Genomic DNA, 22206 nt, shown 5'->3' on the forward strand with positions numbered 1-22206 from the left:
GAGCAGATCATGGCATATCCCGCAGCAACAGAACCGGCGGCGGCCGGCCCGGGGGGGGGGCTCCGGGAAACGGCGCGGGGCTGGATCTGCGCCGCCGGGCTGGCGGCGCTGCTGCTGATCCAGGCGGCAGCACCGCTGCGGGCGCAGGTGGCGCTGGACCTGCGCGATGCGGATCTGCGCAGCTTTGCCGAGATCGTCTCCGAGGCCACCGGCCGCAGCTTTGTGCTGGACCCGGCGGTGCGCGGCACGGTGACGGTGCTGGCGCCCGAGGAGCTGCCGCCGGAGAGCCTTTACGAAGTGTTCCTGTCGGTGCTGGAGCTGAACCGGCTGACCATCGTCGAGAGCGCCGGCGCCAGCCGCATCGTGCCGATGTCCTCGGCGCGGGAGCTGTCCTCCGGCGCCGCGGCGGGCCAGGCGGCGGGGTTTGAAACCCGGGTGATCCGGGTCCGCGACATCCCGCTGCAGGAGGTGGTCGAGGTGGTGCGCCCGCTCTTGCCGGCCGAGGCGGTGATCACCGCGCTGCCGGACTCGAACCGGCTGATCCTGTCCGACCGCAGCGCCAACCTGGCGCGCATCACCCGTCTGATCGAGAAGCTGGACCAGCCGCAGCGCCCCGACCCGGTGGAAATCATCCGGCTGCGCACGGCGGCGGCGGCGGATGTGATGCAGGTGGTGCAGGCGATGCAGATCCTGCCCGAGGGCGCCGCGGTCAGCGTCGACCGGCGCTCCAATGCGCTGGTGGTCTCCGGCCCCGAGGCGCTGCGCCACCGGGTGCGGGTGCTGGCGGAGGAGCTGGACACCCAGCGCAACACCGTGGTGTCGCGCAGCATCGGGCTGAACTACGCCGATGCAGCGGCGCTTGCCGACGTGGTGATGCGGGCGCTGAACGATGACGGCGGCAGCGCCGTGCGGGCGCCGGTGCGCATCGTGCCGGAGCCGCAGACCAACACGCTCCTGGTGTCGGCGCCGCAGGAGCGGATCGACGACATCATGCAGATGGTGCGCCATCTGGACCGCCGCCCGACCCAGGTGCTGGTGGAGGCGGTGATCTTCGAGATGTCGGTGCAGGGGCTGTCTGACCTGTCGGTGCAATTCGGCGCGGTGCTGAACGATGCGCTGGTCGGCGGGGTGCAGTTTGCGCTGCCCGGGCGCACCAGCCTGATCAGCCTGATCTCCGCCGCCCGCAACGGCAATGCCGTCGACATCGGCAATGGCGGCGCTCTCGGCGGCGCCCGGCTGGAGGACGGCGACGGCATCGCCGGGCTGATCACCGCGATCACCTCGGTCACCTCCACCCGGCTGCTGTCGACCCCCTCGATCCTGACCCTGAACAACCAGGAGGCCGAGATCGTGGTGGCGCAGAATGTGCCCTTTGTCACCGGCAGCTTCTCCACGGTTGGCAACAGCGCGGTGGAAAACCCGTTCCAGACCATCGAGCGCCAGGATGTCGGCCTCACCCTCAACGTGACGCCGCAGATCAATGCCGACCGCACCGTCAGGATGCTGGTCAAGCAGGAGGTCTCCAACCTGACCAGCAACACCGCCTCGGCCGGCGGCGAGATCACCGCGCGGCGGTCGCTGTCGACCACCGTGCTGGTGCGCGACGGCTCGGTGATCATGCTGGGCGGGCTGTTGGAAAACGGCGCCGGGGCGGTGGACCAGCGGGTGCCCGGCCTGTCGAAACTGCCGGTGCTGGGCAAGCTGTTCCGCGGCAAGAACGCCACCGGCAACCAGCGGGTGCTGCTGGTGCTGCTGCGGCCGCAGGTGATCACCTCGGAGGCCGAGGCGCAGCGGATCTCCAGGACGCTGGCGCGCAAGGCGCAGAGCACCAGCGCCCTGATCGCGCCGCTGGACGACGGCGGCTTCCCGAAATCGCAGATCGGCGCGCTGCCGTTTGACGGCGCCGATCTGAACCAGCCGTTTGATGCCGGATTCATTGATGACGTTGCACAAAGCCGAAACTTCCCGCCGCTCCCCAGCCGGCTCCGCTTCAACAGCGGCAACTGAGCCGGGCCGGGCCGCCGGACGGCTGCCCTTTGCCTTTGCCCAGGGCCAGCAGGTGGCGCTGGAGGGGGCGCGGCTGATCCTGGGGCCGGAGGCGACCCAGCTGGGCCTGCGCGAGGCGCAGCGGCGGCTGGGCGCGGGCGCGGTGCCGGAGGTGGAGATGCTGGACCGGATCGGCTTCGAGGCGGCGCTGGCGCGGATCTATCAGCAGGGCGGCCCGGCGGAGGCGGCCGCGGCGGAGATCAGCTTCGACCTGGAGGAAGCCGCCTTTGCCCGCCGCCAGCGCGACCTCTTGGACGAGCCGGGCGATGCGCCGGTCATTCAGCTGGTCAACCAGCTGTTGCGCCGGGCGGTGCAGAGCGGCGCCTCGGACCTGCATGTGGAGCCGCATGAGGGCGGCCTGCGGGTCAGGATGCGGATCGACGGCATGCTGCAGCAGATGATGGACCGGCCGGACGTGCCGGTGCGCCGGATCGTGTCGCGGCTGAAGGTGATGGCGGGGCTGGACATTGCCGAGACCCGGCTGCCGCAGGACGGCCGCATCGCGCTGTCGCTGGCCGGGCGGCAGATCGACACCAGGGTGAGCTCGCTGCCGGGCCACCACGGCGAGCGCATCGTTCTGCGGATCCTGGACCGCTCCGCCGGGCTGATGCCGCTGGAGGCGCTGGGGCTGAGCGCGGCGCAGCAGGCGCAGCTGGCGCGGCTGTCGGCGCTGCCCAACGGCATCATCCTCGCCACCGGGCCGACCGGCGCGGGCAAGACCACCACGCTCTATTCGCTCTTGCAGCTGGCCAACCGGGCCGAGCGCAACATTGTCACCGTCGAGGACCCGGTGGAATACGACCTGCCGGGCATTTCGCAGAGCCAGATCAACGCAGGCATCGGCATGAGCTTTGCCGCGGGCCTCAGGGCGGCGCTGCGCCAAGACCCGGATGTGATCCTGGTCGGCGAGATCCGCGACGGCGAGACCGCGTCGACCGCGGCGCAGGCGGCGCTGACCGGGCATCTGGTGTTTTCCACCCTGCATGCCAACAGCGCCGCGGCGGCGGTGGTACGGCTGCGCGACCTCGGGGTCGAGGATTACCTGATTGCCGCCACCCTGCGCGGGGTGCTTGCGCAGCGGCTGCTGCGCAGGCTGTGCTCGGACTGCCGCAGCCCGCGCCCGGCGGAGCCCGAGGAGGCGGCGCTGTTCGCCCGCCACGGGCTGGCGCCGCCGCCGCAGCTGTTTGCGGCGCAGGGCTGTGCCGCCTGCGGCGGCAGCGGCCATGCCGGGCGCTTCGGGATCTACGAAATCGCCGCCATCCCGGCGGAGCTGCGCAGCGCCATCGCGGCGGGCGCGGATGAGGCGCAGATCGCGGACATGGCGCTGGCGCCGGCCGAGCGGCTGGCGGGCCAGGGCCTGGCCGCCGCCGCGGCTGGCACCGTCAGCCTGGAGGAGGTGCTGCGGGTGGCGGGGGATGCCTCATGAAGGCCTATTCCTACGTTGCCTATACCGCCCGCGGGCGGCGGCGCACCGGCACCGTGGTGGCCGAGACCGAGGCGGATGCCGCCGCCCAGCTGGCGCAGCAGGAGCTGTTTGCCGCTGAGCTGGGGGAGGCGCGGACCGGGGCGGCGGGCCGCTGGGGCCGCAGCGGGCGGCGGCTCAATAGCGAGCTGCAGGCGGTGTTCACCCGCCAGATGGCGGTGATGCTGGAGGCCGGGCTGCCGGCCGATGCGGCGCTGGAGGCGGTGCGCGCCGGCGGCCACCCGGCGCTGGATGCAGCCGCCGCGGCGGCGCGGGCGGCGCTCCTGGACGGGGCCAGCCTGTCGGCGGCGCTGGAACAGGCAGGCGCGGGGTTTCCGCCCTATTACCTGGCGTCGCTGAAGGCTGGCGAGGCGGCGGGCGAGCTGGCGCCGGTGTTTTCCGGCCTCGCCGCGCATCTGGAGGAGCAGGGCACCGGCAAGGCGCAGGTAGCGGCAGCGCTGGTCTATCCGGCCTTTGTGGCGGCGGTCTCGATTTTGGTCTGCGGCATCCTGATGACCAGCGTGGCGCCGGAGATCGTGGCGATGTTCGAGCTGACCGGCCGGCCGCTGCCGCCGCTGACGGTGGCGGTGATGGCGGTCTCCGGCGCGGTGCTGGCCAACCGCTGGCTGCTGGCGGCGCTGGCCCTGGCGGCGCTGATGCTGGCGGCGGCGGTGCCGCGGGTGGCGGCGCTGCGGGCGGCGCGCGACCGGCTGCTGTTGCGGCTGCCGGTGGCCGGGCGGCTGGCGCGGCTGGCGGAGGCGGTGCAGTACATGCGCACGCTGGCGCTGGTGCTGGGCTCGCGCCATGCGGTGCTGAGCGCGGCGGAAAGCGCCGCCGGGGTGCTGACCATCGCCGCCTTCCGGGCCGAGGGCCGGGCGGTGGCCGCGGCGGTGCGGCAGGGCGAAAGCCTGGCGGCGGCGCTTTCCCGGCTGAGCTTCCTGCCGCCGGCCGCGCGCCAGCTGATTGCCGCGGGCGAGGTCTCGGTGCAGCTGGCGCAGATGACCGGCCGCGCCGCCACCCTGGCCGAGCACCGGCTGGCCACCGAGCGCAAGCGCCTTGCGGCGCTCTTGGAGCCGGTGCTGATGATGCTGGTGGGCGGGCTGGTGCTGGTGATCGTGCTGGCGGTGCTGCTGCCGGTCTTCGACCTGCAGGCGGCAGTGGCGGGCTGAACCGGGCCTGCCGGGCCTACTCGGCAAACCCCAAGAGCTCCGGCGCGCCGCCGCCGCGGGCCAGCCAGACCCCTTCGGCGCTGATGCGGACCACCTCGGCGCCGCCTTCCAGCCGGTCGCCCGCGCGCACCATCTGCGCGCCTGCCGGATGCGCCAGCACCGCCCAGGTGGCGCCGCCCGACTGCACCACGCCGCGGAGGCTGTAGCCGAGGCTTGTGAGCGGCGGGCGCGGCGGCTGAGGCTCGGCAGCCGGAGCGGCGGCGGCAGGGCGGGGCGGCTGCGGCTCGCCGAACAGCGGCGGCCAGCGGCGGCTCTCGCGGCGCGGCGCCGGCGCCGGTTCCGGGGGCTGCGCGCCGGGGTCCGCGGCGGCAAAGGCCATCGCCCGGCCGCCGTCTGCGCCGCCGGGGGCCAGCTCCTGCCACAGCAGATGGCCGGACCAACCTGCCGCAGCCAGGGCCGGAACGGTGCAAATTGCAGCAATCAGACGCATTAGAGCCTTTCCCGGACATCAGCCGCAGATCCTGGCGGCCGGAAAATCCGGCCGCAGCCCAAGCATAGACGGGCTGGCGCAACCATGGTAAAAACCGGCCCATAAATAAACACGAAAAGAGCAGAAATGCAGGCGATCCCCTTTGCAAAAGCCGCGCTGGCAGGCCTGGCCCTGCTGCTGCTGGGCAGCTGCGGCGGCAGCCCACTGGGCCAGCACGGTTTTCAGGCGCAATATGCGGTGGCGCGCAACGCGCTGGAGGCCGGCGAATACGATCTGGCCCGGCGCAGCTACCGGAAACTGATGCAGGCGCCGGGGCCGCTGGCGGCGCGGCTGCAGCTGGAGTACGCCCATGCCGAACTGCGCGGCGGCGATTTTGCGGCCGCGGCCCGCAGCGCAGGCCAGCTGGCGCAAGGCCAGTCCGGCCCGGCCCGCGCCGCAGCGCTGGCGGTGCAGGGCACGGCGCTGCACGAGATCGGGCTGGCGCAGCTGGCGCAGGGCCAGGCCGAGGCCGGGCGGCAGCAGCTGGAAGCCGCCCGCAAGGTGCTGGCCGAGGTGCTGGAGACCCATCCGGAACTGGATCCGCTGGGTTCGATGGCGGGCCGCCGCGCCAGCATCGAGGCGCGGCTGAAAACCCTCTGATCCGCCTTTTTAGAGCTTGTTTTGCCCGGCCTGCCGCGGGGGGCGCCGCGGGCGGCCTCAGCTTCCGCCCGGGACCAGGGTGATCCGGGCCGCGGCCTTGCCGGGGGCATCCTCCAGCGCCTCGAAGCGGAAGCTGCGGATGCTGTAGCCCCAGCCGGGATGCACCGACGACAGCCAGGCGGCCAGCCGCAGGAAATCCACCGCGTCAAAGCGCAGCGTCACCGCGCCGCCGCCTTCGCTGCCCAGCTCGCTGAGCGCAGAGCGCAGCCCGGCCGTGTTCAGCCCCTGTTCAAGCCCGCTGAGCCCGGCGGGCGCCCCGGCGGCGTCCCGCGGCAGCGGCAGGGCGGCGTCCAGCGCGGCTTTCTCTGCCGCCCGTGCCCGCACCCAGGCCTGCAGCGCCAGCGCGTCGCTGCGCGCTGCCTCCGCCTGCTGGCGGCGCTCCTGAAGCGGCAGCAGCAGCGCCAGGGCCAGCGCCAGCGGCAGCAGCACCGCCAGAACGGACAGCAGCTGCCGCTCGCGGCGGCTCCGCTGAAGCAGCAGGTCGATCAGCCGGGCGCTCATGGCCGCGCCTCCGCGGCGGTGATGGCAAATTCGGCCCGCACCCCCTCTGCGCCGCTTAGGGTGCGGGAATCGGTGAGCGCCGCCTGCAGCCCGGCCTCGCCCAAAGCGGCGGCGAGAGCATCGGCGGCGGCAAAGCCGGGCAGGCGGATCACCAGCGTCAGCCCGTCGCCGTCGCGGTAGCCGAGCCGCTCGGTCTGGCCGCCGGAGGCGGCGGCGGCCTCTGCGGTGCGGGCGGCCATGTCCAGCGGATCCGGGCCGCTGCCCGCGGCGGCGCCGCGCAGCTCTGCCAGGGCGCGGCTCACCTGCAGGCGGGCATCCAGCACCGGGGCGCCGCCGGTGAACTGCTGCTGCACCAGCGCGCCGGTCTCGGCTGCCAGTCTCTGTGTCTCTGCCTCCAGGCGGCTGATGGCGATGAGCTGGCCTGCGCTCCACAGCACCGCGGCGAGGGCGGCGGCCAGCGCGGGCCAGCGCCAGGGCAGCACCCGGGCGGCCAGCTGGGCGCGCGCTGCCATCGGGTTCCTGCGCAGGTCGCAGGCCAGTTCGCCGTGACCCAGCAGCTGCGGCTGCGGCAGGCCAAGCGCCGCCACTGCAGCCGGGCTGTCCGCCACCGGGATATCCCGCTCCTGCGCCAGCGCGCGGAGGGCGGGCAGGGGGGCTTGCAGCAGCAGTGCCCTGGGGGCAGGCCCGGTTTCCAGCGCCCGTTTCAGCATTGCTTCACCCAGCGGCGCCGCTGCGGCAAAGCCGTCCGCGGGGCCGAGCCGGGCCAGGATGCGGCCATCCGGGGCGGCGGCAAGGGTCCAGACCCCTTCGGCGGCGGGCAGCGACAGGTAGTCGGGCAGCACCGCGCGGCCGGGCAGAGCCTGCAGGCTGGCGAGCCAGGCGGCATCGGCGGCCAGCACCCGGGTCCAGGCGCCTGCGGTCTGGCCGCGGGCCTTGGCCGCGGCGGGGGCAAAGGGGCGCAGTTCCAGACCGTCCCCAGCAGCGGCGGCGCCCAGCAGGCCGGCCAGCTGGCGCCGGGCCACCTGCTCACGGGCCAAGCCGCGCAGCCCGGCAGGCAGGTCGAGGGCAAACAGCGGCACCTCCTCGCCCGGGACCAGCACGATCTGGCGCGGCCCGGCGGCGGCAGCGCCGTCCAGGGGCAGAAACTCCGGCGGTGCGTCAGAGGTTTGTGCGGGCGCGGAAGGAATGGCCGGGGTCTCCTGCGGCAGGGGGTACGGATCTGTCATGGCGGCTCAGGGGCGGGTGGTCAACCGCCAGGCGACCGCCGCCTGCTGCCGCGGCCCCTGCCGGTGCAGCACGGTCACGCGGCGGCCGGACATGGCGCCAAGCTGCACCGCGGCTTCGGCCTGGAACCAGTCCGAGGACACGGTCAGCCGGTCCTCGCTCAGCAGCGAAGCCGGGCCGTCTTCCGGATTTGCCCCTGCACCGTCCTGATCCGCTTGTGCCCCCGCTTGCGCCTCTGCCTGTTCCAGCCCGGCCGCCGCCAGGAATTCCGGCACCGAGGGAAACGGCTGCTGGCGGCGGCGGGCGGCGAGCCGGTCCAGCGCCGCGGGCGGCATCTGCGGCAGCAGCGCGGCCAGCACCTGGGGCGGGGCGGTGTTCACATTGAGCCGGGCGTCCCCCGGCAGGGCAGCAATGAAGGGCAGCAGCCGCGCATAGGCGCGCGGCGGCAGGCCGGGGATGCCCTGCAGCTGGCGGGTGCTGAGCAGGGCGCCGCCCACCGGGTCCAGCGGCGGGTCGAGCCGGGCCCAGGCGGCGCGGTTCTTCGGCCCGCCGGGCTGCAGGAAGCTGCGGATGGCGGCGCCTGCCTGCGGCGGCAGCGCCAGCTGCTTCAGCAGCCGGTCAAACGCCTCCCTCGCCGCACTGTCCTGGGGATCGGCCAGCCAGTTCACGTTGAAGCGTCCCTGCAGGTCGCTGATCTCCCCGCTGAGCACCGCGCCGCCTGCCAGCTCTGCCGCCTCCACCGGGGCGGCCCAGGCAGTGCTGTCCGCTGCGCCGCGGCTGAGCCGGGCGGCCGCCAGCGCCTCAAACGCGTCCAGCGCCAGGGTGAGCTGCGCCGCCTGCTGTCCCGCCTGCAGGCGGGCGCGGCCGGTTTCGGCCCGTGCCAGCAGCAGCGCCGCCGCCGCGGCCAGCGCCGCCGCCAGCACCAGCGCATTGACCAGCACGAAGCCGGCGTCGCGGGGGCGGCGGCGGCTCATTTCAGGGTCTCCACAAGGGTAATTCGGCCAAAGGCGCGGGTGTCCAGGGTCACCTCGACGGCCAGCGGCAGGGTGCTGGAATAGACCTCGGGCGCTGCGCCCGCCTGGTCGCTGTCGGTGCTGCCGGGGGGCGGGGGCAGGGCCAGCGGCTGGACACCGCCGCGCCAGCCGGTTCCCTCCCAGTAGCTGCGCAGATGCAGCCCGGTGACGCCGTCCAGCACCGGCATCTGCGGCTGCCGCGCGGCGGCGGAGGCCGGTGTCAGCGCGGTCCAGAACCGGCGGCTGAGCTGCCCGCCTGCCAGCTGCCATTCGATCCGTTGCAGCCCGGCGGAGCTGGCGGCGGTGCTGTCCAGGCCGGGCTGGCCGCCCGCCGACAGCGCCAGCACGCCGTTCCGGAAGCTGAGCGCCGATTGCGGCGTCGCCCGGCCCGGCGGGTAGAACAGCATCGGCACCACGGCGGCCAGATCGGCGCGCAGCAGGCTGGCGGTGCGGTCCAGCGCCGCCGCCTCGGCGCTGCGCGCGGCGATGCCCTGGCGCAGCCGGATCATGCCGCCAAGCGCCTGCGCCCCCATCACCGCCACCAGCGCAAAGATCGCCATTGCGGCCACCAGCTCGATCAGGCTGAGGCCCCGGTCGCGCGCGCCTGGTTTCATTCCGCCCGGCCTCACCGCGCCCGTCCCGGCGCCAGGTAGAGCACCAGCTGGGCGCCCTCGCCGCTGCCGGTGCGGGCGGTGACGGTGGCCTGCAGCAGCCCGCCGGCCGATGGTTTGGCGGCGGTTTCCAGGGTGATGCTGCGGCCGCCCTGGGTCACCTGCTCCGGCAGGGGACGGGCAGTGCCGTAAAGCTGCAGCTCCTCGGCGCGGTTGCGGGCGGCAATCCGGGCCAGCAGCCGCGGCGCCTCGCCGCCGGCCGCGATCCGCGACTGGTCCGCCGCCCGCAAGGCGGCCAGGCTTGCGATCGACAGGACCAGCACCGCCACTGCCAGCTCCACCAGCGTCAGCCCGGCGCTGGACGCGGCGGTATGTCTGCGCGCTGTCCTTCGCCAGTTCACCCGCCAGTTTAACCGCCTGTGCATCTGAGCCCCGCCCATCCGTCGCTTTCACAGGTGCTGCCGTCCTGGAAGGACAGGCGGAAGGCGCTGGTCCGGCCGTTGGCCAGGAACTGGATCTGCGGCGCGCCCGGCGCCGGCGCCGACCCGCGGCGGGCAAAGATCGCGCGGCCCTGCCAGCGCTGCAGCCGCCCCGGGTCCTGCCAGCCCGCGGCGGTGCGCTGCACCAGCTGCAGCCCCTGCGGGGTGATGGCCAGGCCGCGGCTCTGGCCGCCGGAGACGGCAAGCTGGCGGGCCGCCTCGAACTGGGTCTGGAACAGCGCCCGGTCGCGGCTGCCGGGGCTGCTGCCGCGCGGCAGCGCCAGGCTGGCCGCCACGGCGAGCACCGCCAGGATGGCAACGCAGACCAGAAGTTCGATCAGCGTGAAGCCGGCTTCGGTTCCGGCCCGGGCCCCGGGTGCGCAATCAGGCTCTATTGTAGGGTCCAAGAGCCGATATCCGCATCCGCGCCGGTGCCGCCGGCCGCCCCGTTGGCGCCATAGGTGAAGATGTCGAACTCGCCATGCACGCCGGGCGAGAGATACTGGTAGGGCTGGCCCCAGGGATCCACCGGCAGCCGGTCCATATAACCATTGGAGGCCCAGTTGGCGGGCACCGGGTCGGAGGCGGGCCGGCTGACCAGCGCCGCCAGCCCCTGCTCGGTGGTCGGGTAGCGGTAGTTGTCGAGCCGGTAGAGCTTCACCGCGCTGGAGATGGCGGCGATGTCGGACTGGGCGCGCACCGCGCGGGCCTGGTCGGGGCGGTCGATCACCCGCGGCACGATCACCAGCGCCAGCACCGACAGGATCACCACCACCACCATCAGCTCCAGCAGCGAAAAGCCGGCGTCACGGGCCGGCTGGCGGCGGCGGCGGGCAGGGCGGGAACGGGGATGCGGCATGGCTCTCTTTCTTTTCTCCGGCAGCATGATAGAGGAGGTGCAGATCTGCTGACCCGACCCTTAGCCGATCCGGACGGGGGCGGAAAAGAGGGGAAAGAATGCCTGCCGCAATAAGCTCTTGCCTGTGTCCCCGGTGACCGCGCCGGAGGTGGTCCTGCTGCTGCTGGCGCCGGCCATCGGCTCCTTTCTGGGGGTGCTGGCGGACCGGCTGCCGCGCGGCGAGGATGTGCTGCTGCAGCGCTCTTCCTGCCGCAGCTGCAGCGCCCGGCTGGGGGGGCGGGACCTGGTCCCGGTCCTGTCCTTTGCGCTGAGCCGCGGATGCTGCCGCCATTGCGGCGCGGCGCTGCCGGCCTGGCTTCTGTACGTGGAAATCCTGGCGGGGGGCGCCGCGGTGCTGGCGCTGGCGGCGGGCGGGCCCTGGGAGGCGGTGCTGCTCAGCTGCCTGTTCCTGTGGCTGCTGATTGCGCTGGCGGCGGCGGATCTCCTGTGGCTGCGGCTGCCGGATGCGCTGACTGCGGCGCTTTTTGCGGTGGCGCTGGCGATGGCCTGGCCCGCCGGGCCGGAGGCGCTGGCGGCGGCCTGCCTGGGCGCAGGCCTGGGGGCGGGCAGCTTCTGGCTGATCCGCGCGGGTTACCGGCATTTGCGCGGGCGCGAGGGGCTGGGGCTGGGCGACGTCAAGCTGATGGCCGGGCTCGGCGCTTTTGCCGGGCCTTACGACCTGCCGCTCCTGGTGCTGCTGGCGGCGGCGGGCGGGCTGGCGGCGGCGCTGCCGCGCGCCCTGCTGCGGCGGCAGATGGAGCCTGTGCCGCTGGGCCAGCAGGCGCTGCCCTTCGGTGCTGCGCTTTGCGCCGCGGCGGCGCTGCTGTGGCTTCTCAGAGCCGCCGCGCTGCTGCCGGGCTGAGCAGGTCAGGATTGGTTTGATCTTGCCCCGGCTGCCGCTTAGGGTCCGCCGCGTCACCTGACCCTGTTTCCTGACCGCGTGAGAGATAATGCCCCGTTTCCAGACGCTTTTCCTGCTGCCCCTGCTGTCCCTGCCCGCGCTGCTGCCGCAGGCGCTGCGGGCCGGTGATGACGTGCAATCCCCAGCGGCGGCGGCGCTGCCCGCCCGGCCGGACATGGCGGCCATCGAACAGGCCTGGGCGGCGGGGGATTTCGTCTTTGTCCGCCAGGGGCTCAAACGCCATGCGGAAGAGACCGGCACGCCGCTGGCGCAGTACCGCTATGGCCGGGTTCTGCTGGAAGGACGCGGCGGGCCGGCCGATCCGGCGGCGGCGCAGGGCTGGCTGGAGCAGGCGGTGGCGCAGAACCACGCCGATGCGGCGGTGCTGCTGGCGCGGCTCTACCTGTCGGGGGTGCCGGGCGGGCCGCAGCGCGATCCGGCGCGGGCGGCGGAGCTGCTGAAGGGCGCGGCGGCGCGCGGCCGCAGCGAGGCGCAGTATTACCTCGGCCTGCTGCACCGCGCAGGCGAGGGGGCGGCGCAAAGCGACGGGGATGCCTTCACCTGGTTCCTGGCGGCGGCCGAGGCGGGCCATGCCGGGGCGCAGTTCGAGCTGAGTCGGGCCTATTCCCGCGGGCTTGGCACCGCGCCGGACGGGCAGGAGGCGCTGCGCTGGCTGCAGGAGGCGGCGGCGGCCGGCCACGCGGAGGCGCAGTTCTACCTGGCCTATGCGCTGGACAGCGGCCAGGGGGCGGCGCAGGACCGCGGCCAGGCGCTGGACTGGCTGCGCCGCGCGGCGGAGGGCGGCTTTGCCCAGGCGCAGCTGGCGCTGGGGCGCAAGTATCTGAAGGGCGACGGCGCTGAGGCCAATCCGTCCGAGGCGCTGCGCTGGCTGGGCACGGCGGCGGCGGGCGGCAGCGCTGCGGCGGCGGCGGAGCTGGGCGCTGCGCTGCGCGGCCGCCACGGCGTGGCGGCGGACCCGGTGCGGGCCTGGGGCCTGCTGACCCAGGCCGCCGAGGCGGGGCTGGCGGAGGCCGCCTTTGCGATGGCCGGGATGCGCGAGGCGGGAGAGGGCGGCCCGCCGGATCTGAAACAGGCGGTTGCCCTGTTCCGGCAGGCCGCGGAGATGGGCAGCGAAGCGGCGGTGCTGCATCTGGGCGCGCTGGCGGGCGCCGGACGGCTGGACGGGCTGATGGCGCCGCACCGGGCGGTGCCCTGGGCGCTGGCGGCGGCCAGGGCAGGCGATGCGGCGGCGCAGGGCTGGCTGGAGGGCCAGGCGGGCGCGGGGCTGCGCCCGGCGCAGACCGCGCTGGGGCTGCTGATCAGCGCCCGCGAAGATCTGACGGAGGCCGGGGCGGACCGCGCCGCCGGGCTGTTCCTGGCCGCGGCCGAGGGCGGCGACACCGAGGCCCAGCACCAGCTGGGGCTGTTGCACATCAAGGGCCAGGGCGTGGCGCAGGACTATGTCCAGGCGCACAAGTGGCTGAACATCGCGGCGGCGGGCGGCCATGCGAAAGCGCTGGAGATGCGCGCCGTGGCGGACGACCTGATGACCCCGGAGCAGCTGGCTGAAGCGCAGGCGGCGGCGCGGGTCTTCTTTGAGCAGGCGGCGCCGCCCGAGCATGTTCTGCAGGACGCCGGGGCCTCGCAATGACCCCCCGGCGGAGCGTGCTGGCGGGGCTGTGGCTGTCGGCGCTCTTGTGCGGCGGGGCGGCTGCGGCAGAGGACGGGCCCTGGCAGGCGGCGCCGCTGGCAGAGCTGCAGCAGGCGGCGGACGCGGGCGGCGCAGCGGCGCAATACGCGCTGGCGGTGCGGCTCGAGGAGGGCAGCGGCATCCTGCAGAGCTTCACCCTGGCCGCCGAATGGCTGGCCCGCGCCGCGGCCCAGGGCCATGCCGGCGCGCAGAACCGGCTGGGGCAGTATTACCATGAGGGCCTGGGGGTGGAGCGCGATCCGGAGACCGCCCTGCGCTGGCTGGAGCAGGCGGCGGCGGACGGGCAGCCGCAGTATCTGTTCGACCTTGCGGCAGTGCTGGAGCAGCAGCCCGGCGGCGGCGCCCGCGCCGCGGCGCTCTACCAGCGCGCGGCAGAGGCCGGCCACAGGGATGCGGCGGTGAGTCTCGGCGTGCTTTATCAGAACGGCACCGGGGTGGCGCAGGACCTGGAGCGGGCGCGGCGGCTTTACGAGGGGCCGGCGGCGGCGGGCCATCCGCGGGCGCAGAACAACCTGGGCCTGATGCATGTGCGCGGCGAGGGCGCGGTGCAGGACTATGGCCGCGCCGCGGAACTGTTCCGGGCGGCGGCGGCGCAGGGGCTGCGGGTGGCGATGGGCAACCTCGGCGTGATGTATGAGAACGGCTTTGGCGTGGCGGTGGACGAGGCGCGGGCGGCGGAGCTCTACCGGCAGGCAGGCCAGGGCGGTGCGCCGGGGGCGGCGGGCCAGGCCCTGCCGGCCAGCGTCTATGACCCGCGGCTGCTGCCGCCCGGCACCGGCCCGGAAGAGCTGGAGCAGCTGCGAAGCGGCGCGCGGGCCGGGGATCCGGTGGCGCAGTTCATGCTGGCCTGGCTCTATCTGCAGCCGGAGCCGGACACCGTGCCGACGCCGCAGCTGCAGGAGGCGGCGCGGCTGCTTGGCGCTTCGGCCCGGGCCGGCTACCCGGCGGCGATGGCCAACCTGGGGCTGATGTATTTCGAAGGCCGGGCGCTGCCGCAGGACTATGTGCTGGGCTACATGTGGCTGGTGCTGGCAGGCACTGCCGGTTTTGACGCGGCGCCGCAGCTGGGCGCGGCGCTGTCGCCGCGGATGACCGCGGCGCAGATTGCCGAGGCGCAGATGATGGCGGCGGCCCGGGCCGCCCGGAACACCGCTGGCAACTGACCCCGCCGCAGGAGCGCGCCGCCCCCGGAGAGGGGCGGCGGCGGCTCAGAAGTCCAGCCGGATGCCGTGCTCGACGGCCAGGCTGCCGGCCGACGGCGCCGTCAGCCGGGTCACCACAGAACCCTGGCCGCTGGCAAAGCGGCGCTCGCGGGTGACGCCGAGCGACAGCCGGTCGCTGCCGTCGATATGCTCGTAATCCAGCTCCAGCCCGAAGCTCAGCCCGCGCGACAGGTTCAGCATCTCCTGCGAGAAGGCAAAACCGAAGCCGCAGCCGGTCTCAGAGCTGCTGCCGCTGAAGGAGGACAGCTCGCAGGCAAAGCGCGGCGCGAAGGACAGATGCGTGAGGGTGACGCCCGGCGGGGTGCTGCCCTCCGGCGCCTTCAGCCCGGCAAACTCCAGCTCGGCAAACAGCCGGGCGCCGTTGTAGTCCGGAATGCTGATCGAGCCGGTGTCGCTCTGCGACAGCTGGGTGGCGGTCACATCCGCATCGCTGGCCGCCGCATAGGCAAGATCCAGACCCACCCGCGGGCTGACGGTCATGCTGTCATAGGCGCGGCTGCCCGACAGTGCCGCGCCGGCAAAGCCCGCCGCATACTGGTAATCGCCCTCGGCCCGGATCGGCGCGGCATCGGCGGCAAAGTCCAGGTCAAAGCGGTGATGGCCAAGCGCCGCCGCCGCGTAATAATCCAGGAACAGCCCGCCGCTCAGGGAGCGGGCGCCGTAGATCCCGGTGTTCAGCCCGAAACCGGTGACCGCGCCATCGGCCAGGTCCTGCACGCTGGTGCGGCTGACATAGCCGCCCCAGAAATGCCCGCGCAGATCCTGCTCCGACAGGAAGCGCTCGCTCTGGCGCGAGACCTGCAGCATCGCCTGGGTGCCCAGCCCGTCGGTGTGGCTGATCGAGAAGGCCCCGTCCAGGATCTCGCGGCTGCCGCGGTTGCAGTTGTAGGTCTCCCAGCCGAAGCTGCCGTCGCTGGAGCCGTTGCCGTCCTGCACCTGCACATTGCCGTCGGCGTCGAACGCCCGGATGGTGCCGCAGCGCAGGTCCTCCCGGCCGGCCTGCAGCCGGTCCAGCGCGCCCTTGGAGAGGCGGCTGAAGTAGCGCTGCTGGGTCTTCACCGTGGCTTCCAGGTCGCGTTTCAGCACTTCGGTCAGCTGCTCGCGGATCTGGTCGACCAGGTCGTCGGCGACCTGCACTTCGGCCAGCGCTAGCGCATAGCCGTCAAAGCTGGTGTCGGCGGAGCTGACGGCGACGGAGGGCTGGCAGCTGTGGGTGCCTTCCACATCCTCGTCGTCGATAGCGCGGATGGTCAGGGTCCGGGCGGTGGCGAAATTGCCGGGGGTGAAGGTCATCCGCGACGGCGAGACGGTGCATTGGCTGTCGCCGCTGAAGCTGAGCACCACATCCGCCAGGGGGGCGCCCGACAAGCTGAAGGACATCGCCGCGGTGTCGTCGCCGTTCTCCGACGCGGTGAGGTCGTCATTGGTGACCGCAATCGCCGCAAAATCGTCATCGGTGATGGTGGCGCTGCCGGTCAGCTCCGACGCGGTGCTGCTGAGCACGGTGCCCTGGTCGCCCGCGGTCACCGCGGTCAGGGTCAGCTCGATGGTCTCGCCGCCCTCGACGATGGTGTCATCCAGCACCGGCGCCTCGACCTCGGCCTCGGTACCGCCTGCCGCGATGGTCACGGTGCCGGAGGGCGCGGTGTAGTCATCGCCGCCGGTGGCGGTGCCCGCCAGCGTGTAGCTGATCACCGTGTCCACCGCGGCGGCGCGCGCCAGCGACACGGTGAAGACCGCCGCCTCCGGGGTGCCGCCATTGGCCTCGGCGCCGTTCTGCACTGCGCTGACCGTGACCGCGTTTTCCGAGCACTGGGTCATCGGGATGTTGTTGGCCAGCACGTTGGGGTCGCCGGCCTCGATCACGAAGGTGTCGTAGAAGGCGGGGTTGGCAGAGAGCGAGGCATCGGCCAGGTAGCCGGTCGAGCCCACCTCGGTGGAGCCGATCACCGCCGGGTTGTCGGGCAGCAGCGAGGTCACGTCGAGGCTGCCAGAGGACAGCCGCGCGCTGCTGGCGGCGCCGCCGTCGGACGGGTAGCCGTAGCTGACCGTATAGGTGCCCGGGCGCAGCGCGAACCACTGGTATTCGCCGCTGGAGCCGTCGCGCACGATGTTGATGTCATTGCTGATGCCGACACTGCTGTTCGAGCCCGACGGGCCGGTCACGGTGATCGAGCCGCCGGTCAGGATGCGGCCGTCGTCCTCGCAGTAGAAATAGCCCTGCGGGTCGTAATCCTCGGCATCCGGGATGCCGTCGCCGTCGCGGTCCGCGGTGCTGCTTTCATAGGAATCCGGGATGCCGTCGCCGTCGCTGTCGGCCTCCGGGCTGGGGTCCGGCGTGCCGGTCAGCGCGGCGGTCACTTCCAGCGCCGCGGAGGCGGTGCTGGCATTGCCGCTGGCGTCGGCGGCGGCACCGGCCTCGGCGGTGATGGTGACGGTGCCGTCATGGTCCGGGGTCACCGTGAAGCTGTAGCTGGCGCCGGAGCCGGAGAGATCCGAGGCGGCGCCATTGTCCAGCGTCAGCCCGCTGAGCGCAAAGCCGGTCACATCCTCGCTGAAGGCGAGGGTCACCTGGAAGGGCTCGCTCTGCGCGCTGTCCGGGCCGCTGAGCGCGGCCGAGGGCTGGCCCGCATCCTTGGAGAGCGTTGCGCTGGCCTGCGGCGCGGCATTGCCTGCCGCATCTTCGGCATCAGCGGTGAGGTCCAGGCTGCCGTCCGCCAGGGCGGAAACATCCAGGCTGAGGCTCCAGGCGCCGCTGGCGACGGTGGCGCTGCCGCTGGCGGTAGCAGAGCCGGGGCCGGTGACGGTGACAGAAACACTCTGGCCGTCCTCGATATCCCCTGCAGTGCCGGACAGGGTGAGGGATGCCGCCTCGGTGGCGTTCACCACATCATCCCCGGCCAGCGGGCTGTCGAAGGCAAGGCTGGGGGCGGTGGTGTCCTTGGCGATTGTATCGGTGGCCGCCGCGCCCGCGTTGCCGGCGCTGTCGGTCAGGGTGACCGTGAGCGTCAGGGTGCCGCTGGCCAGCCCGGACAGGTCGAGCCCGGTGATCTGGTCGGCGGCGCTGGCGATGGTGCCGGAGCCGGTGACATCCGCGCCGCCGCCGCTGGAGCTGATGCTGTAGCTGTAGGCGGCGCCGGTTTCGGCATCCGCAAAGGTGAAGCTGATCGCGCTTTCATTGGCGGCATTGGCGGCGGCCTGATCGAAGGCCGCGCTGTAGCCCGTGGGCGCGGTGGCGTCCTTGCTGATGGCGGCGCTGGCCTGCGGCGCGGCAGAACCTGCCGCATCGGAGGCGTCGGCGGTGACCGTCAGGCTGCCGTCCGCCAGGCTGGAGACATCCAGGCTGAGGCTCCAGGCGCCGCTGGCCACGGTGGCGCTGCCGCTGGCGGTGGCAGAGCTGCCGTCGGTGACGGTGACAGAGACGCTCTGGCCGTCCTCGATCTGCTCCGTGGTGCCGGACAGGCTGAGCGTTGCGGCTTCGGAGGCATTGACCACATCATCCGTGGCAATGGGGCTGGCAAGGCTCAGCGCGGGCACGGTGAGGGTTGCCTGGGCGGTGCCGGAGGTGCCCAGCGAGGAGGTCAGGCTGCCGGTGGTGTTGACCAGGGTGCCGGTGGCGGTCGGCGTGACGTCAACGGTGACGGTGCAGCTGGAGGCAGCAGCCACGGTGCCGCCGCTGTAGGAAACCGTGGAACTGCCCGCGGCAGCGGTCAGGGTGCCGCCGGTGCAGGTGGCGGACGCATTGGCGGGGCTGGCCACAACCATGCCTGCGGGCAGGCTGTCGGTCACATCCAGCGCGCTGGCCTCGATCAGGGCGCTGCTGTTGTCGATGGCCAGGGTCATCGTGATGCTGCCGTTCAGCGGCGCGCTGGCAGCGGCGAAGCTCTTGGCGAAGCCGGGCACCGGCGCGGCGCTGACCGTCAGGCTGTCTGATGCGGTGCCGGAACTGCCGGAGGAGGAGGTCAGGGCGCCGCTGGTGTTGCTGAGCGTGCCGGTCGAGGTGGCGCGCACATCGGCGCTGACGGTGCAGGACGCGCCTGCCGCCACGGTGCCGCCCGAGTAGCTGATGCTGCCGGATCCGGCCGTCGCGGTCAGGGTGCCGCCGGTGCAGGTGGCGGACGCATTCGGAACCGGCGCCACCACCATGCCCGCAGGCAGGCTGTCGGTGAAATCCAGGCTGGAAGCGGCAATCGCCGAGGCGCTGTTGTCCACGGTGAAGGTCAGGGTGGTGGTACCGCCCTGCACGATGGCGGCATCGCCGAAGGCCTTGGCGAAATCCGGGGCCGGCTCGACGCTGAAGGCGGCGCTGGCGGCGACGGCGGCAAAGCTGCCGTTCTCCGTCAGGTCGCTGGTGCTGCCGCTGTAGCTGCCGGTGGCCGCCGCCGCCGGGACGCTGACGGTCAGTTCGATCGAGCAGCTTTCGCCTGCCGCCAGGCTGCCGCCGGTCAGCAGCACGGTGCTGCTGCCTGACACGCTGGAGCCGCTGCCGCACAGATCGCTGCCGGTGCCGGCGGTCACCGCCAGGCCGGACAGCATGGCGTCCAGATCGTCGCTGAAGCGCAGCCCGCTGAGGCTGCTGCCGCCCGCGGGGTTGCTGATCTGATAGGTCAGCGTGGTGCTGCCGCCCGCCGCCAGGGCGCTGGCGGCAAAGCTCTTGCTGAACGCCGGCGGGTTGGCCGATTGCACGGTCAGCGTGGCGCTGGCGGCGGTGCCGGTGACCGAGGCGCTGCTGGCGGTGCCGGTGACCTCGCTGGTGTCGCCGCTGTAGCTGCCTTCGGAGGTGGGGGCGGTCAGCGAGACGCTGACGGTGCAGCTGCTGCCCTGGGAAAGGCTGCCGCCGGAATAGCTGATGCTGCCTGATCCTGCGGCCGCCGTCAGGGTGCCGCCGGTGCAGGTGGTGGAGGCATTCGGGGCGGCCGCCACCACCATGTCGGAGTCGAAGCTGTCGCTGAAGGCCAGGGCGCTGACATCATAGCTGCTGCTCAGGTTGGTGACCGTGTATTGCACGTCCACCGCGCCGCCGGCCGCGACCGTGCTGCTGGAGTAGCTCTTGGCCAGCTCCAGCAGGTCGGTGGTGCTGACGCTGAAATTGGCGCTGATGGCAGAGAGCGCCACGGAACCGCTGTTCACCGTGGCGGTGATGGAGGAGGTGAGCGAGCTGTAGTCCCCGTCCGCGGCCCCCGCGGGCACCGTCAGGTCCAGGCCGATGGTGCAGGTCTCGCCCGGGGCGATCTCAATCCCGGTGAAGATGCCGGTGGTGGTGCCGGAGTAGGCGGGGCTGCCGCCGCAGCCGGTGCTGAATGAGGCCGTTGAGGAGGCGGCGAGGCTGGACAGCGCCGTGCTGTAGCTGTCGGTGAAATACAGGCTGGAATAGGTGAAACTGCTGTCCGGGTTCTCCAGCGTGTAGGTCAGCGTCATGGTCTCGCCGGGCAGGGTGCTGGCCGGGCTGAAGCTCTTGGCCGTGATCAGCGCCGCGGCCTCCAGCACCTGCAGCGTATCCGAGGCGGCGGCGGCGGTGGTGGCCTCGCCGCCGGCGGTGGCGGTCAGGCTGGAGGTTGTGTTGGTGTAGGTGCCGGGGCTGCCGGAGGGCAGCGCGATCTCTACTGCGACGGTGCAGCTGCCGCCGGGGGCCAGGCTGCCGCCGGTGTAGGACAGGGTTGAGGTGCCGCTGAGGCTGCCGCCGCAGCTGTTGCTGGTCAGGCTGGACAGGGTGGTGCCGGAGAGGAAGGCATCCAGGTCATCGGTGAAGGCAATCGCGGTGGCGGTGCTGGCGGATTCGGCGCCGCTGGAAATTGTGAAGGTCAGCGCGGCGGTGCCGCCGCCCTGGGCGGTGTCGCTGCCGAAGGCCTTGACCAGCGACAGGTTGGCGCCGCCCTCGACGGTGAGCGTGGCGCTGGCGCCGGAGGTGCTGGATACCGAGCCGCCGTTGACGGTCGCGGTGACGGCGCTGGTGGCGGTGGCGTAATCGCCCGGCGCGGTGCCGTCGGCGACCTGGTAGACCACATCGATATCGCAGCTGGCGCCGGCCGCCAGGCTGCCGCCGGTCAGCAGCAGGTTCGTGGTGCCGCTGACGTCGGCGGTATAGAGAATACTGCCGCTGCCGCAGAGATTTGATCCGGTGCCGCTGGACACGGCGATGCCGCCGGGGGTGTCCAAGGGCTCGCTGAAGGCAATGTCGGAGGCCGCCAGGGCGGTGTTGGGGTTGCTGAGGGTGTAGCGTGCGGTGACGGTGCCGCCCGGCTGCGCCGGGCCGTCGGTGAAGGCCTTGGCAATGGTCGCCGGCAGCCCGCCGTCGGCCAGAATGCGCAGCGTGGTGGAGGCCGTGGACCCGGTATAGGCGCTGCCGCCGAAATCGGTGGCGGTCAGGGCGCTGGTGGTGTTGGTGTAGGTGCCGGCCGCGGCGCCGGCAGGCAGCGCCAGCTCCACCGACACCGCGCAGCTTGCGCCGGACGCCAGGCTGCCGCCGGAGTAGGACAGGGTGGAGCTGCCGCTGAGGCTGCCGCCGCAGCTGTCGCTGTTGAGGCTGGAAAACGTGGTACCGGAGAGGAAGGCATCCAGGTCATCGGTGAAGGCGATCCCGGTGGCGCTGTCGTCCCGGCTGCCGTTTTGCAGCGAGAACTCCAGGGTGACGGTGTCCCCGGCGCTGGCCTGGTTCACGCCGAAGGCCTTGAAGAGGCTGATGCCGCCTGCGGGGGTGCCATTCACGGTCAGGTCGACCGAGGCGCTGCCCGCGGAGGTGACCGAGCCGAAAACGTTGCGGTACTGCAGCTCGTTGCTGAGCGTGTAGCTGCCCGCATCCACGGCCTTGACCGTGGCGTTCACGGTGCAGCTGAAAGTGCCTTCGGCCTGATAGGTGGGGCCGGTGAAGCTGATGCTGCTGCCGCCCGCTTCGGCGGTGAGGGCGGCGGCACCGCTGCCGGCATCGCAGCTGTAGCTGGCGTTGGGCGGCGTGGCGAGCTCCAGCCCGGCGGGCAGGGTTTCGGTGAATACCGGCGTGGTCCAGTCGTTGAATGAGGGGCTGGCGGGGATCACCACGTCGAAGCTGTAGGTCAGTGCGGTTGTGCTGCCGGGGTCCAGCGCCGTCAGGCTGGCGGATTTGGCATAATTTGCGGAAGAAGCGGCGGTGACGGTCAGATCATCCGAGGCAGTGCCGCTGTTGCCCAGAGAGGAGGTCAGGTCGCCGGAAGTGAAGCTGTGGGTGCCTGTGGTGCTGGAGGTCACCGGCACCGACACCGTGCAGCTGCTGCTGCTGCCCAGTCGGCCGTCTGCGTAAGTGATTGTGCTGCCGCCGGCGCTGGCGGTGAGGGTGCCGCTGCAGCCGTCCGAACTGCTGGAGCTGCCGATGGCCACGCCCGCGGGCAATGTGCCGCTGAAGGCAAGGCTGTCTGCCGGGGTGCCGGAGCTGCTGTTGTCGATGGTGAAGGTCAGCGTGCTTTCGGTGCCTGAATCGATCGTGTCCGGCGAGAAGGCGGCGCTGAAACCGGGGGCGGACTGGGCCTGAACGGCTGCGGGAAGCGCAAGGGTCAGAACAACGGAAAGCAGGCGCGTGGCGCGGTGCAGCAGACAGGTCATCGAAATTCCTTAACTATCCCTCGGGAAGGGTCCGCCCCGGTCTCCGCCAGCCATGGCCCTCCATGAGGCACGCTACTGCAGGCGGAAATCCGCCACAACTCTGCAATGTGAAAAAAACCAAAGTTTCATGCACTGTAGCAGCTGTGCAATTGCCCTGCGTATCAAGGCGTTAATCTATGATAACCGTACCGCTTGCCCGCTGCGGAA

General features: G+C 72.5%; 16 protein-coding genes. 7 read left to right on the plus strand and 9 right to left on the minus strand.

Features of this window, described 5'->3' with window-relative positions; all coding sequences use genetic code 11:
• Positions 1–9 precede the first annotated feature (9 nt).
• Genes LHL23_RS16565 through LHL23_RS16580 form a run of 3 tightly spaced genes read left to right on the plus strand, consistent with a single transcriptional unit; the run spans position 10 to position 4677 of the window.
• Positions 10–2007: a secretin N-terminal domain-containing protein gene (locus LHL23_RS16565; RefSeq protein ID WP_226430728.1), complete on the plus strand. Its 1998-nt coding sequence runs from the start codon at positions 10–12 to the stop codon at positions 2005–2007.
• Positions 1940–3472, plus strand: coding sequence for a GspE/PulE family protein (locus tag LHL23_RS16570; protein ID WP_226430729.1), 1533 nt, complete (start codon positions 1940–1942; stop codon positions 3470–3472). The genes LHL23_RS16565 and LHL23_RS16570 overlap by 68 nt, the downstream gene beginning before the upstream one ends.
• A complete protein-coding gene (locus LHL23_RS16580; protein WP_222482070.1) occupies positions 3469–4677 on the plus strand; it encodes a type II secretion system F family protein in 1209 nt (402 codons plus the stop codon). Before LHL23_RS16570 ends, LHL23_RS16580 begins: the two co-directional genes overlap by 4 nt.
• Before the next feature lie 16 nt (positions 4678–4693).
• On the opposite strand, the gene LHL23_RS16585 is transcribed toward LHL23_RS16580, so the two are convergent.
• A complete protein-coding gene (locus LHL23_RS16585; protein WP_226430730.1) occupies positions 4694–5167 on the minus strand; it encodes a type II secretion system protein N in 474 nt (157 codons plus the stop codon).
• 126 nt (positions 5168–5293) lie between these two features.
• On the opposite strand from LHL23_RS16585, the gene LHL23_RS16590 reads away from it, so the two are divergent.
• Positions 5294–5806: a tetratricopeptide repeat protein gene (locus tag LHL23_RS16590; RefSeq protein ID WP_226430731.1), complete on the plus strand. Its 513-nt coding sequence runs from the start codon at positions 5294–5296 to the stop codon at positions 5804–5806.
• Between the two features lie 57 nt (positions 5807–5863).
• Here LHL23_RS16590 and gspM read toward each other — a convergent pair whose 3' ends face one another.
• The 7 genes from gspM to gspG are packed head-to-tail and all read right to left on the minus strand — an operon-like array spanning position 5864 to position 10553.
• Positions 5864–6367, minus strand: a complete 504-nt coding sequence (gene gspM, locus LHL23_RS16595; RefSeq protein WP_226430732.1) for a type II secretion system protein GspM — start codon at positions 6365–6367, stop codon at positions 5864–5866.
• Complete coding sequence (gene gspL, locus LHL23_RS16600; protein ID WP_226430733.1) at positions 6364–7593, minus strand: type II secretion system protein GspL; 1230 nt, start codon at positions 7591–7593, stop codon at positions 6364–6366. The genes gspM and gspL overlap by 4 nt, the downstream gene beginning before the upstream one ends.
• Positions 7594–7599: 6 nt before the next feature.
• Entirely contained in the window at positions 7600–8565 is a 966-nt protein-coding gene (gene gspK, locus LHL23_RS16605; RefSeq protein WP_226430734.1) for a type II secretion system minor pseudopilin GspK, read from the minus strand.
• On the minus strand, positions 8562–9218 hold the full coding sequence (locus tag LHL23_RS16610) for a type II secretion system protein GspJ (RefSeq protein ID WP_226430735.1): 657 nt from the start codon (positions 9216–9218) through the stop codon (positions 8562–8564). The genes gspK and LHL23_RS16610 overlap by 4 nt, the downstream gene beginning before the upstream one ends.
• 11 nt (positions 9219–9229) lie before the next feature.
• Positions 9230–9640, minus strand: coding sequence for a type IV pilus modification PilV family protein (locus LHL23_RS16615; protein ID WP_226430736.1), 411 nt, complete (start codon positions 9638–9640; stop codon positions 9230–9232).
• On the minus strand, positions 9625–10101 hold the full coding sequence (locus LHL23_RS16620) for a prepilin-type N-terminal cleavage/methylation domain-containing protein (protein WP_226430737.1): 477 nt from the start codon (positions 10099–10101) through the stop codon (positions 9625–9627). The genes LHL23_RS16615 and LHL23_RS16620 overlap by 16 nt, the downstream gene beginning before the upstream one ends.
• Positions 10086–10553, minus strand: a complete 468-nt coding sequence (gspG, locus tag LHL23_RS16625; RefSeq protein ID WP_226430738.1) for a type II secretion system major pseudopilin GspG — start codon at positions 10551–10553, stop codon at positions 10086–10088. Before gspG ends, LHL23_RS16620 begins: the two co-directional genes overlap by 16 nt.
• A gap of 124 nt (positions 10554–10677) precedes the next feature.
• Here gspG and LHL23_RS16630 point away from each other — a divergent pair, with 124 nt between their 5' ends.
• The 3 genes from LHL23_RS16630 (at position 10678) to LHL23_RS16640 (ending at position 14367) form a co-directional block, all read left to right on the plus strand.
• Positions 10678–11454 (plus strand): prepilin peptidase, encoded by a 777-nt coding sequence (locus LHL23_RS16630; protein WP_226430739.1) that lies wholly within the window; start codon positions 10678–10680, stop codon positions 11452–11454.
• Positions 11455–11542: 88 nt separating this feature from the next.
• Positions 11543–13144, plus strand: a complete 1602-nt coding sequence (locus tag LHL23_RS16635) for a tetratricopeptide repeat protein (protein ID WP_226430740.1) — start codon at positions 11543–11545, stop codon at positions 13142–13144.
• Positions 13141–14367, plus strand: a complete 1227-nt coding sequence (locus tag LHL23_RS16640) for an SEL1-like repeat protein (RefSeq protein WP_226430741.1) — start codon at positions 13141–13143, stop codon at positions 14365–14367. The genes LHL23_RS16635 and LHL23_RS16640 overlap by 4 nt, the downstream gene beginning before the upstream one ends.
• 45 nt (positions 14368–14412) lie before the next feature.
• Here the strand turns inward: LHL23_RS16640 and LHL23_RS16645 are convergent, their stop codons facing one another.
• Positions 14413–21999 (minus strand): DUF7933 domain-containing protein, encoded by a 7587-nt coding sequence (locus LHL23_RS16645; RefSeq protein WP_226430742.1) that lies wholly within the window; start codon positions 21997–21999, stop codon positions 14413–14415.
• Positions 22000–22206: the final 207 nt, after the last annotated feature.

The organism is Leisingera sp. McT4-56, assembly GCF_020514995.1.
GTDB lineage: Bacteria > Pseudomonadota > Alphaproteobacteria > Rhodobacterales > Rhodobacteraceae > Leisingera > Leisingera aquaemixtae_A.

What these genes read in the sequence shown, in the direction of transcription:
- LHL23_RS16565 (WP_226430728.1), top strand. Translation starts at nt 10, where the DNA reads ATGGCATATCCCGCAGCAACAGAACCGGCGGCGGCCGGCCCGGGGGGG.
- LHL23_RS16570 (WP_226430729.1), top strand. Translation starts at nt 1,940, where the DNA reads ATGACGTTGCACAAAGCCGAAACTTCCCGCCGCTCCCCAGCCGGCTCC.
- LHL23_RS16580 (WP_222482070.1), top strand. Translation starts at nt 3,469, where the DNA reads ATGAAGGCCTATTCCTACGTTGCCTATACCGCCCGCGGGCGGCGGCGC.
- LHL23_RS16585 (WP_226430730.1), bottom strand. Translation starts at nt 5,167, where the DNA reads ATGCGTCTGATTGCTGCAATTTGCACCGTTCCGGCCCTGGCTGCGGCA.
- LHL23_RS16590 (WP_226430731.1), top strand. Translation starts at nt 5,294, where the DNA reads ATGCAGGCGATCCCCTTTGCAAAAGCCGCGCTGGCAGGCCTGGCCCTG.
- gspM (WP_226430732.1), bottom strand. Translation starts at nt 6,367, where the DNA reads ATGAGCGCCCGGCTGATCGACCTGCTGCTTCAGCGGAGCCGCCGCGAG.
- gspL (WP_226430733.1), bottom strand. Translation starts at nt 7,593, where the DNA reads ATGACAGATCCGTACCCCCTGCCGCAGGAGACCCCGGCCATTCCTTCC.
- gspK (WP_226430734.1), bottom strand. Translation starts at nt 8,565, where the DNA reads ATGAGCCGCCGCCGCCCCCGCGACGCCGGCTTCGTGCTGGTCAATGCG.
- LHL23_RS16610 (WP_226430735.1), bottom strand. Translation starts at nt 9,218, where the DNA reads ATGAAACCAGGCGCGCGCGACCGGGGCCTCAGCCTGATCGAGCTGGTG.
- LHL23_RS16615 (WP_226430736.1), bottom strand. Translation starts at nt 9,640, where the DNA reads ATGCACAGGCGGTTAAACTGGCGGGTGAACTGGCGAAGGACAGCGCGC.
- gspG (WP_226430738.1), bottom strand. Translation starts at nt 10,553, where the DNA reads ATGCCGCATCCCCGTTCCCGCCCTGCCCGCCGCCGCCGCCAGCCGGCC.
- LHL23_RS16635 (WP_226430740.1), top strand. Translation starts at nt 11,543, where the DNA reads ATGCCCCGTTTCCAGACGCTTTTCCTGCTGCCCCTGCTGTCCCTGCCC.
- LHL23_RS16640 (WP_226430741.1), top strand. Translation starts at nt 13,141, where the DNA reads ATGACCCCCCGGCGGAGCGTGCTGGCGGGGCTGTGGCTGTCGGCGCTC.
- LHL23_RS16645 (WP_226430742.1), bottom strand. Translation starts at nt 21,999, where the DNA reads ATGACCTGTCTGCTGCACCGCGCCACGCGCCTGCTTTCCGTTGTTCTG.